The organism is Streptomyces sp. NPDC046985 (assembly GCF_040644415.1).
GTDB lineage: Bacteria > Actinomycetota > Actinomycetes > Streptomycetales > Streptomycetaceae > Streptomyces.
This window is the reverse complement of the sequence record NZ_JBEYWK010000008.1, coordinates 25,399-39,030: the sequence shown is the minus strand read 5'-3', so window position 1 is coordinate 39,030 and position 13,632 is coordinate 25,399. Positions and strand designations below refer to the sequence as shown.

Genomic DNA, 13,632 nt, shown 5'->3' with positions numbered 1-13,632 from the left:
ATGACCGATGCGCGGGAGTGTCGGGCGGACGGCCGGGCCGGGCTGCTATGGAGTGGATATATGCATTTCGGAGAAGTCGGCGGAGGCGGCCGGGAGACGGGACTCGGGAGATGGGAGAGCGTGGGCGTCCGTCGCGGTGCAGGCGATCTCCTGACCGGTGTGGTGGGCCCTGTGACGTGCGCGGCGGCGTCCGAATGGGCCGGGGCGGCGGCGTGCACCCGGGCGAGGCGGTGGCGCAGGGGCGGGATCGGCGCCGGCCCGGGCGGGGCGGTGCCCGCGGCGGCCGGGCCGCTGATTAGGCTCCGGCCCCATGGACGTACTCATCCATCTCTTCGTCGGCCTGCACATCATCGGGATCGCCGCGCTGCTCGGCGGTTTCCTCACCCAGATGAAGGCGATGGGCCAGGGCGCGGCCCGGTTCGTGCCGGCCATGCTCCATGGGGCGTCGACCATGCTGGTGACCGGCGTCGTCCTGGTCGGCCTCAACGAGGCGCAGGGCGCCCACGTCAACACCGTCAAGATCGGCGTGAAGCTGGCGCTGCTGATCGTGATCCTGGGCCTGGTCTACGTCAAGCGCGACGACGAGAGGGTGGACAAGAACATGTTCGGCCTGGTGGGCCTGCTGACCACCGCGAACATCTTCATCGCGCTGCTGTGGACCTGAGTTCCGCCCGCGCGTCCACGACCGCGCCCGCGGCGACGGCAAGCCACACCGCCGCGGCCGCCCACAGCAGCACCACGCCGAGCGTGTGGAGGCCGGGGGCGCGCAGCGGCGAGGCGGCGGACAGCGCGGCCGCGGCCGTCATGCCCATGGGGAACACGGTCGCCCAGCGGCTCACGTCGTAGCGAAGCCGGGGCCGCGCCAGCTCCGCGACGAGCAGGACGGCGTACCAGCCCAGGGCGAGGACGGGCAGCGCCCAGGTCACGGTGTGCAGGACGCCGCTGTCGTCCGTGTTCCACAGGTACGGTCCGTGCTCGGCGGCGGCGATGAGCTTCGCGCCGGCCAGGGCCGCGATCGCCAGGGCGCCGCCCGCCACCCAGTGATCGCCGCGTCCCTGGAGCACCTCCCGCAGCTCGAAGCGGGGCAGTGCGGCGAAGAGGTAGAGCGCCAGGCCGAGCCAGAACAGGACCAGCGCCGTATGCACGAGCCAGGCCGCCGACTCCGCCGCGGCGACGGACGCGGCGAGCACGGCCAGCGCCTCCACGGCCACGCAGCTCAGGAACACCGACCCCGGCATCGGCGCCCGCGGGGTCCGCAGCACCCGGACCAGCAGCCACGGGCACAGCACCGCGGCCAGCGCCAGCAGCGCCGCGGCGAGGACCTGCCACCCCAGCGCCGAGAAACGCACTCCCAGAACGGCCGTCGCGGCGACCGCGGTGAGGCCGCCCGGCGTCCCGGCCTCCTGCGCCCACCGCGCCCTTTCGCGCACCAGCCGAACGGCGAAGTCGGCGGCCAGCGCCAGCCAGGCCAGACAGGCCAGCGCCAGCGCGGCGAGCGACAACGCCTCCCAGCCCGTCAGACCCAGCCCGACCGACAGGATCGCGGTCGCCAGGACGAAGGCCCCGGCCGTCGGCGGACGCTGCGCCAGCCAGGCGCGAAAGAGTGAGGTGGCGGGCATGATCCTGATGCTAAGAGCTGCCCGCCCCACATCAGCGGGGCACGCGCGCGGGCGCACCCGAAAGGCGGCCGGGCGGTCTCAGGCCGGGCGCACCACGGCCCGGACGGCCGACCTGCCCTGAGAGAAGATCGACTCCTCGCGGACGCAGGCGCCGGGCCTCGGGGCGTGGATCATCGTGCCGTCACCGGCGTAGACGCCGACGTGCCCCGTCTCGCCCTGGCTGTCCCACGCCTCCGGCGCCGGGTGGAAGAACACGAGGTCGCCAGGGAGCGCCGCGGAGAGCGGGACCGATTTGCCCGCCCCCGCCTGTTCGTCCAGGGCGCGCGGTAGCGCGACCCCCGCGGCCTTCCAGGCGGCCTGGGCGAGTCCGGAGCAGTCGTAGGAACCGGGTCCGGCGGCGCCCCAGACGTAGGGCTTGCCGAGCTGCGCGCGGGCGAAGGCGAGGGCCTTCCCGGCCTCGGCGAGGGGTTCGGCGCCTGCGGGCCGGGGCGCCGATTGCGGCGCTACGGTCGCTGGTGCGGCTGGTGCGGCTGGTGCGGCTGGTGCGGCTGGTGCGGCTGGTGCGGCTGGTGCGGCTGGTGCGGCCGGTGCGGCCGGTGTCGCGGGTTCCGGCACGTCCGTGATCGGCGCCCGCGTGATCGTCGTCGCCTTCGTCGCCGCGACCGTGTTTTCCGGGCCGTTCCACGCCTCCGGGATCGTCACGGGGGACGGCCCGGAAATCGGGGAGGACATCGGGACCGGGGACGGTGCCGAAATCGGGGACGTCGCCCTGATCTCCGCCGCCGCGGCGGAAGCCGTCAGTTCCGGTTCCGGCGCCGGCAGCGGCTCTGGCGCCCACATCACCTCGGGCGACCGCATCGCCTCGGGCACCGGCACCGGCACCGGCACCGTCATCGCTTCGGCCGACGGCACCGGCGCCGTCATCGCCTCCGGCGTCCACCGACCCGGATGCCCTGCGGCTCGTTCCGCCAGCAGGGCGCGCGACACGGCGAGCTGGCGCTGGACGGCGGCCTTGGCCGCCCGAATGCCCTGGCGTCCGCCGCCCGCACTGATGCCTTGGCGTCCGCCCTCCGCCCTGATGCCCTGGCCTCCGCCCTCCGCCGACGCCCCGAACTGCCCGCCGTCCAGCTCACCTGGGGCACTGCCCCACGGCCCTCCCAGCGCCGCCGCCGTCGGTTCAGCGGTCGGCGCGGGCGGCGGTGCGGGCACGGGCGGCGGTGCGGGCACCGACCCGGACGGCGCCTGCGCCAGCCTCCCCGACGCGGGCGCCGGCAGGGCTCGCGGAACTCGCCGCCGCCGACCGGTAGCCGGCCGCCGTGCTTCGGCGGCCTCGGCCAGGTCCCCCCGGCGCGCGGTCAGCCGGCTCATGAGCTGCGCCTGCTCGAAGTAGTCCTGCGGGATATCCGGGAAAAGTCCGGCGGCGTTCGGCGTACCGGCGGCGGAGGGCTGCGTCCCGGTCAGCGCGCCGAGCACGCCGCGGGCCCTGCCGAGCACGTCGGTCCCCCTGGCCATGTCGTCGAGGAGAGCGGCGACCCGTCCCCGCTGCCTGGGCGCCTCGCCGTCCCCTTCCCGCGCCTCCCGCGCCTCCCGCGCCTCCCGCGCCTCCCGTGCTTCTCGCGCCGCCTCCCGGTCGGTCTCCCCGGCCGCGTACCGACGCGCGCCGTGGCCCCCGAGCGCGGAGTCGGCCCGCCGGTACAGCTCGTCGATCTTCCTCTCGACCTCTTCGGGGGTGGGCCTCGCGGCGTCCCAGGCGGAGAGATCGGCGGCACCGGTCTGGGGGACCGGGGGCGTGTCCGTTGCGCGGGTCACCGGGAGGCGGGTGGTGCTGTGCGGCGCCAAGGGGGAACGGTTCCTTCCGTCGTCCGCCTGCCGGGAGGGCGGTGGGGTCCCGGGCCGCGGCAGCTCCGGGGAGGGTCCGGGCGGGGAGGTTCGCTGGGCGGCGAGGCCGGACTCGGCGCGGGCAGCGCGGCCCGTCGGTGTGCGCCGGCAGCCGAGCGGCCCGTCGGAACCGTAACCAATTCGTGTGCCTTGTGTGAAGGTCGAGGCGTCATATGTCCGATACGTTTTCGTGACCTTGGCCTCGTCCGGCCTGGTGACCTGGTGATCTTCCGGCTGATTCTTTCGGGTGGCCGCGGGCTGTCGGTGCAGCGCCCTAGACTCGGAGAGCGATGAGCAGCCTCTTTGACGACAACTTCCTGGCGGACCTCCAGGCCCCGCGGGGCCACGAGGAGGAGCGCCCGCCGCCGCCCGAGGACGAGCACACTCCGGAGCCCGTTCCGGAGGATCTGTTCGGCGGCAAGTTCGACCTGCCCCCGGACCGCGACGCCTACTACCGCGACGGCGCCCACCGCCCCGCCGTGGACACGGCCGCGCTCTTGGAGGGGTTGAACGACAACCAGCGCGCCGCCGTCGTGCACGCCGGCTCCCCGCTGCTCATCGTCGCCGGCGCCGGCTCGGGCAAGACCCGCGTGCTCACGCACCGGATCGCGTACCTGCTGGCCGAGCGGAGCGTCCACCCGGGGCAGATCCTGGCGATCACCTTCACCAACAAGGCCGCCGGCGAGATGAAGGAGCGCGTCGAACAGCTCGTCGGCCCGCGGGCGGCCGCCATGTGGGTGATGACCTTCCACAGCGCGTGCGTGCGCATCCTGCGCCGGGAGAGCAAGAGACTCGGCTTCACGTCGTCCTTCTCCATCTACGACGCCGCCGACTCCAAGCGCCTGATGGCCCTGGTCTGCCGTGACCTGGACCTCGACCCCAAGCGCTACCCGCCCAAGGCCTTCAGCGCCAAGATCAGCAACCTCAAGAACGAGCTGATCGACGAGGAGGACTTCGCCGCCCAGGCCGCCGGCGCCTCCCAGACGGAGTCCGGGGGCGGCTTCGAGAAGACCCTCGCCCAGGCGTACGCCCTCTACCAGTCGCGCCTGCGCGAGGCCAACGCCCTCGACTTCGACGACCTGATCATGACGACGGTCAACCTGCTGCGCGCCTTCCCCGACGTCGCCGAGCACTACCGCCGCCGTTTCCGGCACGTCCTGGTCGACGAGTACCAGGACACCAACCACGCCCAGTACGCCCTGGTGCGGGAGCTCGTCGGCACCGCCGAGCACTCCGTGGACGTGCCGCCCGGCCCGGACGACACGGCGCCCGCCGAGCTGTGCGTGGTCGGCGACGCCGACCAGTCGATCTACGCCTTCCGCGGCGCGACGATCCGCAACATCCTCCAGTTCGAGGAGGACTACGGGGACGCGACGACGATCCTGCTGGAGCAGAACTACCGCTCCACGCAGACGATCCTGTCCGCCGCCAACGCGGTCATCGAGCGCAACGAGTCGCGCCGCCCGAAGAACCTGTGGACCAACGCGGGCTCGGGCGCCCGCATCACCGGCTACGTCGCCGACACCGAGCACGACGAGGCGCAGTTCGTCGCCGACGAGATAGACCGCCTCACGGACGCGGGCGACGCCAAGGCCGGCGACGTCGCGGTCTTCTACCGGACCAACGCGCAGTCCCGTGTCTTCGAGGAGATCTTCATCCGCGTCGGCCTGCCCTACAAGGTCGTCGGCGGAGTCCGCTTCTACGAGCGCAAGGAGGTCCGGGACGTCCTGGCCTACCTGCGCGTGCTGGCCAACCCGGAGGACTCCGTCCCGCTGCGCCGCATCCTGAACGTGCCCAAGCGCGGCATCGGCGACCGGGCCGAGGCGATGGTCGACGCCCTCGCCCAGCGGGAGAAGATCAGCTTCCCGCAGGCGCTGCGCCGCGTCGACGAGGCGTACGGCATGGCCGCGCGGTCGACGAACGCCGTCAAGCGGTTCAACACCCTGATGGAGGAGCTGCGCACGATCGTGGAGTTGGGCGCCGGCCCGGCCACGGTCCTGGAGGCGGTGCTCGAACGCACCGGCTACCTGGCCGAGTTGCAGTCCTCCACCGATCCCCAGGACGAGACGCGCATCGAGAACCTCCAGGAACTCGCCGCGGTCGCGCTGGAATTCGAGCAGGAGCGGGGGGAGGGCGAGTCGGTCGCCCTGTCCGAGTTCCTGGAGCGGGTCGCCCTGGTCGCCGACTCCGACCAGATCCCCGACGAGGAGGACGGCGACGGCGTCATCACCCTGATGACCCTGCACACCGCCAAGGGGCTGGAGTTCCCGGTGGTCTTCCTCACCGGCATGGAGGACGGCGTCTTCCCGCACATGCGCGCCCTCGGCCAGACCAAGGAGTTGGAGGAGGAGCGGCGCCTGGCTTACGTCGGCATCACGCGCGCGCGGGAGCGCCTGTATCTGACCCGCTCGGCGATGCGCAGCGCGTGGGGCCAGCCGTCGTACAATCCGCCCTCCCGTTTCCTGGAGGAGATCCCGTCGGCGCACGTGGACTGGAAGCGCAAGGGCGGCGCCGCGCCCCTGTCCTCCGGGCCGGTCGGCGGGGTGGCCGCCTCGCTGTCGTCGTCCCGCTCCCGTTCGTCGGCGTCCGGCGCCGCGGGGTTCGCCACCCGCCGGACGTCGGAGAAGCCGGTGGTGTCGCTCACCGCCGGCGACCGGGTCACGCACGACCAGTTCGGTCTGGGCACGGTGGTCGCGGTCAAGGGCACCGGCGGCAACGCCGAGGCGACGATCGACTTCGGCGACGCCAAGCCCAAGCGGCTGCTGCTGCGCTACGCGCCAGTGGAGAAGTTGTAGCCATGCGCGGCGCCCGCTTGGGCGCCCGCTGATTCCTCGCCCCGCCCGGGGCCGTACGTCTGGAGTCCGTGTGGACCCCGCTCAGCGGGGTCCGTGCGGACTCCGCTCAACGGGCGAGGGCTTCGCGGCTCACGTCGGATCGAGGCCGTGACTGCGCAGCCACGGCAGCGGGTCGACGGGCGGTCCGCCCGCCGGCCTGACCTCGAAGTGCAGATGCGGGCCGGTGGAGTTGCCCGAGTTGCCGGAGTAAGCGATCGGCTCGCCGGCCTTGACGACCGTGCCGGTGGACGCCTGATACCGGGAGAGGTGGCAGTACCAGGTCTGCGTGCCGTCCTTGGCGGTGAGGATCAGCATGTTGCCGTAGGCGCTGTTCCACTGGGTGCGGACCGTGCCGTCGGTCGCGGCCACGACCTGCGTCCCGAACGAGACGGGGAAGTCGATGCCGGTGTGCACGGACATCCAGTTCACTCCGGCCTGGCCGAAGTAGGCGCTCAGGCCCCTCTGCGTGACCGGGAGGACGAACTTCGGGCGCAGTCTCTCCTTGCGCGCCGCGTTCTGCGCCGCCTTCTTCTTCTCGGCCTGCTGCTGCGCCCGGAGGTCGATGCGCTCCTGGGTACGGCTGGCCCGGTCGGCGAAGTCGTCCGCTCCGGCGGACAGGCGCTGCAACTGGGTGTCCAACGTGTGGTTGGCGGCGGCCGACTGCACGGGGTGCACGTCGGACGCGGCCGCCGCGCTCTGCGTGGTCTCGCCGGTGAGACCGCCGACGGACGCGGCGGCGATTCCGGCGACCCCCATCACGCACGCCGAGGGCACGGCCACGGTCAGCAGCGCCGAGCGCTTGGCGGGGCTGCGCCGCCGGGAGCGCCCCGCGCCGCGGGAACCGGCGGTCGGCGCCGGGGCCGGTACCTGCTCCTCCTGCTCCTCCAAGAGCGCGGGAGCAGCGGGCAGTTCACCCGTCGCCAGCATGTCCCCGTCCCCGTCCCCGTCCCCGTCTGCGGCGGACGGCTCGGAGGGCACGGGGTGCTCGTGGGGCTCTAGGTGCTCTGGGTGTGCGGCGGGGGCGGCGAAGTCCTCGCCGACGGCGACCGAGACGGTGTGGTCGGCGGGGGCGCCGTCGCTGTTCCACTGGGTGGCGTCGTAAACGCCGGTGTCATGGGGCTGCGCGTTCCAGTCCCACTGCGCGGTGTGGTCGGCCGCGAACCCGGCCCCGTCGGCCGGAAGCCAGGCGGTCGTGTCCCACTGGCCGCTGGCCTCGGCGGGCGCCGACTGCTGCGGCACGGTCGCCAGGTACTGGTACCCGGCGGCCCACCCCGTCGTGTCCCAGGCACCGGTGTCGTAGCCGGCGACGTCCTGGGCGGCGGCGCTGTGGGCTGGGGCGCCGTGGGCGGGAGTGTAGGCGTGCTCGGCCGGGTATGCGTCGTAGTGCGCGGTGTGGTGACCGCCGCCGGTGGGCCACAGGGCGGCGTCGTAGGCGCCGACAGCCGGTGCGGGGTGGGCGGAGAAGTCGCCGAAGAGCGGGTCGGCCGCGAAGTCCGCCGGGGGGTGCGCGCCTCCGAGGAGACCGGAGGCCGTGTAGTCGCCGTACGGGGCGTGGTCGCCGTACGCGACCTGCTGTCTGCCGTAGGGCGCCTCGGCGTCATCGGAGGCCGGAGCCAGGGGAGTCGCGGTCCCCGACGGGTGAGGGTCGTTCACCGACTTCTCTTTCGCCTCGACGACAGGGGCTGCCAGAGCAGTGCGGCGACTGTACCCGGCGGTCTGCGGGCGCGACAATCTTCCGCAGGTTTCCCGGGGGCGGGAAACGGGCAATCAGCCGTGATTCGGGGGACTCGGGCACACCCTTGGTGTTGTGTTCGAGAAGATGTTCGACGTCGAGGGAGCCGTGTCAGGCGACGGTGACCTGTCCGGAGCGCCGGACGGAGGGATCTCCCGGCCGTACGGTGTCCAGGGCCTGGCGTATCTTGCTCGCGACCGTGGGGTGCAGCGGCAGCGCGAGGTGGCCGATGCCGCTCACCTGGATGTTCTCCCCCCGAAGGTCGGGGTGCTCGACGCAGGCCGACTCCAGCGGATCCATCAGGTGGTCGAGGTCGCTCCAGAAGCTCACGAAATACGTGCGGCAGCCGGGAGCCGGACCTGACAGCTCCTCGATCAGCTCCGAGCCGGGCCGCATCTGACGCACGATCGGATGGGCGTTGGCCAGCGGCGCGACACGGGTGCCGCCGTGCGGGGTGCCGAGAGTGACCAGCGTGCGCACGCGCAGGTCGCCGCCGAGCCGCTGCACGTAGTAGCGGGCGATCAGGCCGCCGAGGCTGTGTCCGACGACGTCGACGCGGTCGCTGCCGGTGCGCTCGCAGATCTCCTCTATGTGCCGGCCCAAGAGATCGGCCGCGGTCCGGATGTCACAGGTCAGCGGCGAGTAGTTGAGGGACTCCACCCGGTGGCGGCCGTGCTGGGCGAGGCTGCGGCGCAGCAGGACGAAGACCGAGCGGTTGTCGATGAATCCGTGCAGCAGCACCACCGGCGGCTTCGCCTCCGCGGGGAGTTGCGCCGCGTCCTCCGGGGCGGGGTCCGGGCAGGAGGCGTTGCGGCGCTCCTGGATGATCCCGGAGGGGTAGAGGAGGACGTGACCCGCGAGGATCGCGAGTTCCAGGGCGGTCGCCTTCAGCAGCGCCAGCGACAGTCCGGCGATCCTGACCGGGAGCAGATGCTGGGCGAGCGGAAGAATGGGGTCTGCGACCCTGGTGACCTTCATGGCCGACCTCCTGTCGGCACGCGGGAGGACGGCACTGTCCCCCGTGTGCCCTTGTGGGCCGTCGCGGCGAAGGCGGCCGACGGGGCAAGAGCGGGGCACGCGGGGCGGAAGGCCCGGCGCCCGGCGTACGGGACGCCGAGGGGGCGGCGAGGTCCCCTGTCGGTGTGGCGACGAGGGCCCCCGCTGTCGTGCCGTATCTGCCCTGTGTGTCCTTCATGCCCGCGCCGGTGCTCCGCACCACCACGGCGCGTGGCGCGCGGTGCGCCGGTGCGACGACCTCGTAGCGGCTCCCGTGACGCTTCTCCCCGCCGTGCTCCCCCCGCCGCGGTGAACTGCGGCGCGTCGACCGCGGCGACGGGGAACAATGCGGAGTACTCGGTTCCCACCGGCTCGACGAGTCGGAAGGAGTGTCCCACCGTGTGATTTCCCCCTCTGTCAGCACCGTGAAACTGCCGATTGCGGGATGGTGCAGATAACGTTCGTTCACTTCCCCGGACAACGTCGTGCGGGGCGTCCGTCCCCCGGGGAACGGATCCAGTCGGTTCATGGAGGCAGTGATGGGTGTGGCAGCCGGTCCGATTCGCGTGGTGGTGGCCAAGCCGGGGCTCGACGGCCATGACCGGGGCGCGAAGGTGATCGCGCGGGCGCTGCGCGACGCCGGCATGGAGGTCATCTACACCGGGCTCCACCAGACTCCGGAGCAGATCGTCGCCACGGCGATCCAGGAGGACGCCGACGCGATCGGACTGTCCATCCTGTCCGGGGCGCACAACACGCTGTTCGCCGCCGTGATCGGCCTTCTGACGGAGCGCGACGCGCAGGACATCGTCGTCTTCGGCGGCGGGATCATCCCCGAGGCGGACATCGCGCCGCTCAAGGAGAAGGGCGTCGCGGAGATCTTCACGCCCGGCGCGACCACCCAGGCGATCGTGGACTGGGTCAAGGCCAACGTCCGCCAGCCCACCCAGGCGTAGCGGCCGCGGCAGGCGGCTCAGCCGTCCCGGCCGCCCAGTTCCGCGGCCATGGCGGCGCGCAGCCGCAACGTCGTCACCAGGCGCTGGAACGCCTCCGCCCAGTACCCGCCGGCCCCGGGCGACGCGTCCTCCGCCTCGTCCGGCGCGGCCAGCAGCGCGTCGAGCCGGTGCGCCTCCGCGGGCTCCAGGCACCGCTCGGCCAGTCCCATCACTCCGCTGAAACTCCATGGGTAACTCCCTGCGTCCCGCGCGATGTCGAGCGCGTCGACCACCGCCCGTCCGAGCGGCGCGGCCCACGGCACCGCGCACGCTCCGAGCAGTTGAAACGCTTCGGACAGTCCGTGCGCCGCGATGAAGCCGGCCACCCAGTCGGACCGTTCGGCGTCGCCCAGCGTGCCGAGCAGCTTGGCGCGCTCGGCCAGGGACACCGCTCCCGGGCCCCCGGCGCCGGGCGCCGCGGGCGCCCCCAGCAGCGCACGCGCCCACTGCGCGTCCTTCTGCCGCACCGCCGCCCGGCACCACGCGCCGTGCAACTCGGCCCGCCAGTCGTCCGCCACCGGAAGGGCCGTGATCTGCTGCGGTGTGCGGCCGCCCAGCCGCGCCGGCCAGGCGCCGAGCGGCGCCGCTTCGAGGAGCTGACCCAGCCACCACGACCGCTCGCCCCGGCCGGCCGGGGCGTTGGCCACCACGCCGTCGCGCTCCATTCCCGCGTCGCACTCGTGGGGCGCCTCGACGACGAGCACCGGCGCCGGGCGGGTGCGGTCGACGGAGAGACAGGCCCCGGCCCGGTCCGCCATCCGGGCGGCGAGCGCGGAATGCGGCAGCGCGGAGAGCAGCTCCGCCGCCGTCGCCCGCACGGTGCGGCTGCGGTCGGCCAGGGCCTGTTCGAGGAACGGCTCGTCGTCCGGGCCGAGGCCGGCGCGCAGCGAGTCGAGGAACATCAGCCGGTCCTCGGCCCGCTCGGACGCCCAGGTGGAGGCGAGCAGCTCGCGCGCTGCTCGGGGTCGCCGCCCGCGCAGCGCCGCCAGGAGGGCGACCCGCTCGGCGAACAGGCCCTCCTCCCAGAGCTGCCGCATCCGGTCCGGATCCTCGGAGCCGGGCAGCGCGGCGCCGCCGCCCGGGGTCGCCCGCAGGACGAACCGCCAGTCGGGATGGAATCGCGCCAGCCACAGCGCGCGCGGACCGGCGAAGGCCAGCGCGGCCGTGCGCAGGTCCGTGCGGCTCCTGGCCGCGTCCAGCAGCGCGGGCAGCGTCTCGGCGTGCGCGGCGTAGCCGTGCGCGTTCGCCGCGGCCAGCCACTGCGGCAGCAGCTCCACCAGATCGGGGGCGGGCCCCCGGCGTCCGCCGCTGGCCGTGCCAGACCGGTCGGCGAGCAGCATCGCCAGTCTGCGGGCCGCCGCGTCGGGAAGGGGCGGGCGCGGGTCCGCGGCCGCGGGCTCCGGGCGCTCGGCCGCCGGTGCGGGGAGCAGCCCCGCCCGCCGGTGCACGGTCTGTACGGCCGCCGCGTCGAGCAGCGCCGCGGGCGCCTGCCGCCCTGAGACGGCGCCTTGGGGTCTGCGGCGGTCCGTGCCGAGCAGAGCGCTGGTGACCGACTCCTCCCAGGCGCCCGGCGCGGGCGCCTCCACCGGGGCGGAGGTCCTCATCATGAGCTTCCTTTCCCTAGCCGGATCGCCTGAGGGGAGTCGGAGGTCACGGTCTCCGAGTTTCCCCCGGGGCGGAAGAGAATCGTGGATCGGGTGAGAAAGAACGCTGGACGAACAGTGGTCGCGGCCTGCGTGCGCCTTATGGGTGAGGCTTCCCGCAGGGTCCAAGGCGCCCCGCACTGGTCGGGCGGACATCACCCCAATGCCCCACACATCAGGGGCCCGACCATGCGACGTGTCACGGACGGCAGGCATTCGCTCAACACAGCGTCACCATTCTCTCCTCGTCGCGCGTCCACACGGTCAGCGGGGTGAAGCCGCGGTGACCGCACTCGCCGAACACCGTGACCGGCGCACCGCCCGATAGCGCCACCAGCCGCCAGAGCCCCGGACGGCTGCGGGCCGTCGGAGTGAGCGGCAGCGCGGCGTCGGCACCTGCGTCCGCCAATTGCCAGGAGTCGCCGTCCGGAACCGGCACGACGTCCCGCAGCGTCGCCGGGACCGACTCCAGCCACGGGTCGTCGCGCAGCGCCTCGCCGTAGCGGGCGGCGGCCTGCGCCGTCGTCACCCCGTGCGGGCGTATGCGCGTAGGCGCCGGAGGAGCGAGCTGCGCGCCCAGGGCCACGCGCGGCTGTCCTCCGCCCGGGAACGCGGCGACCTCCGCGTCCACGGCCCGTCCGACCGGCAGCGCCAGCTCCGGGGCGCGGCCGCCCGCGCCGTAGGACAGCAGCAGCGCCGTGCGCCCGGATTCGGCGCCGTGCAGCCAGATCCTGCGCGTGGTCAGCTTCGCGTCGGCGGTGTCGTACTGGGCGAGGACCAGCCAGCGGTCCCGCACCGCGGGGCCGTCCGCGGCGGCGGGCAGCCCGACGCGGGAGCGGACCGTCGCCGCCAGCTCCGGCGGCAGCCGGTCGCGGCGCAGCCAGCCCTGGACCAGGAGGTGCAGCAGAGCGCACTCCTCCAGCAGCCGCACCGGCCAGCCCGGTCCGGACGACGCGATGGTCCCCAGTTCCCGCACCCGCGCCGCCAGGCCGGGCGCCTGTGCGTCGACCATGCGGGCCGCCGTCTCCTCCCACAGTCCGTACCCCGACTGCTCGGCCGCGGCCAGACCGCCGCGCAGCAGGTCGGCCAGCCGCTGCTCCAGCTCCGTCGCGCCCGCGGTGATCCGCTCGGCCCGGCGCTCCGCCCGGCGGCGCGCCGCCTCCGGGTCGGCGGCCCCGGCGCCCGGCGCCGGACCGCCCGCCTGCCGGTCCGCCTCGCCGGCGCTCCGCCGTCGTCTGCCCGCTATCCACTGTCCGGCCCAGTCCGGCGGACTGCCGGGCGGCACGGCGCCCTCTCCGGCCGCCCACAGCAGCAGAAGTCCGAGCGCGTGCTTGCACGGGAACTTACGGCTCGGGCAACTGCACTTGTACGCGGGCCCGGTCGCCTCCGCGAGGTCGACGACCGTCTGGTACGGCCTGCTCCCGCTGCCCTCGCACTGCCCCCACACCGTCCCCTCGTCACCACTGCCCGCCTCGGACCACGGTCCCGCCGTGCCGAGCTTGCTTCCCGCTTTGCGTGACGCGACGTCAGGCGCCAGTGCCAGCACCTGGTCCGCGGTCCAGCGCACCCCCTGCTGAGTCATGCCATCGAAGGTAGATCCCCCCACTGACAATCGGCCCCGAGACGGCGTTTGCGCAGGTCAGAGCGATTGTCAGTGCCGTGGTGCACGGTAGACGCCAGATCCGAACCGGCCGAGCTGGAGGGGGCCTCAGCAATGTCTGTGTCCGTAGAACCGAACTCTGCCGAACCGAGCCGCGACCGCTCCGCACCCGGGAACCCGGCGCCCGGACAATCCGTGGGCGACGACTCCGCGCCCGGACGTCTCGCGCCCGGGAACGAGCGGTCGGCGGGCGGCGCGGGAAGCGCCGGTACGACGGACGGCGCGGCTGCGACCGGAGGCGCCGGCGAGGCGGGTGGCGCGGACGGCGCTCAGGC

General features: G+C 73.8%; 9 protein-coding genes. 3 read left to right on the top strand and 6 right to left on the bottom strand.

Translation table 11 applies throughout. The features are described from left to right. The first annotated feature begins 310 nt into the window (after positions 1-310). Positions 311-664 (top strand): hypothetical protein, encoded by a 354-nt coding sequence (locus ABZ861_RS12345; RefSeq protein ID WP_361627980.1) that lies wholly within the window; start codon positions 311-313, stop codon positions 662-664. Here ABZ861_RS12345 and ABZ861_RS12340 read toward each other — a convergent pair. Further along, on the bottom strand, positions 642-1,619 hold the full coding sequence (locus ABZ861_RS12340) for a hypothetical protein (RefSeq protein ID WP_361627977.1): 978 nt from the start codon (positions 1,617-1,619) through the stop codon (positions 642-644). The genes ABZ861_RS12345 and ABZ861_RS12340 overlap by 23 nt on opposite strands. Before the next feature lie 78 nt (positions 1,620-1,697). Further along, positions 1,698-3,458: a C40 family peptidase gene (locus ABZ861_RS12335; protein WP_361627974.1), complete on the bottom strand. Its 1,761-nt coding sequence runs from the start codon at positions 3,456-3,458 to the stop codon at positions 1,698-1,700. A gap of 329 nt (positions 3,459-3,787) precedes the next feature. Here ABZ861_RS12335 and pcrA point away from each other — a divergent pair, with 329 nt between their 5' ends. Further along, on the top strand, positions 3,788-6,292 hold the full coding sequence (gene pcrA / locus ABZ861_RS12330; RefSeq protein WP_361627971.1) for a DNA helicase PcrA: 2,505 nt from the start codon (positions 3,788-3,790) through the stop codon (positions 6,290-6,292). A gap of 129 nt (positions 6,293-6,421) precedes the next feature. On the opposite strand, the gene ABZ861_RS12325 is transcribed toward pcrA, so the two are convergent. Next, positions 6,422-7,984, bottom strand: coding sequence for a M23 family metallopeptidase (locus ABZ861_RS12325; RefSeq protein WP_361627968.1), 1,563 nt, complete (start codon positions 7,982-7,984; stop codon positions 6,422-6,424). A gap of 190 nt (positions 7,985-8,174) precedes the next feature. Beyond that, the gene (locus tag ABZ861_RS12320) at positions 8,175-9,041 is read right to left on the bottom strand and encodes an alpha/beta fold hydrolase (RefSeq protein WP_361627965.1); all 867 of its coding nucleotides are present in this window, start codon (positions 9,039-9,041) and stop codon (positions 8,175-8,177) included. A 557-nt stretch (positions 9,042-9,598) separates the two neighbouring features. Here ABZ861_RS12320 and ABZ861_RS12315 point away from each other — a divergent pair. Next, positions 9,599-10,015 carry a cobalamin B12-binding domain-containing protein gene (locus ABZ861_RS12315; protein WP_361627962.1) on the top strand — a complete coding sequence of 139 codons (417 nt, stop codon included), beginning with the start codon at positions 9,599-9,601 and terminating at the stop codon, positions 10,013-10,015. Between the two features lie 17 nt (positions 10,016-10,032). On the opposite strand, the gene ABZ861_RS12310 is transcribed toward ABZ861_RS12315, so the two are convergent. Next, positions 10,033-11,661 carry a DUF5691 domain-containing protein gene (locus tag ABZ861_RS12310; RefSeq protein WP_361627959.1) on the bottom strand — a complete coding sequence of 543 codons (1,629 nt, stop codon included), beginning with the start codon at positions 11,659-11,661 and terminating at the stop codon, positions 10,033-10,035. Positions 11,662-11,917: 256 nt separating this feature from the next. Continuing rightward, complete coding sequence (locus ABZ861_RS12305) at positions 11,918-13,279, bottom strand: SWIM zinc finger family protein (protein ID WP_361627956.1); 1,362 nt, start codon at positions 13,277-13,279, stop codon at positions 11,918-11,920. Positions 13,280-13,632 lie beyond the last annotated feature (353 nt).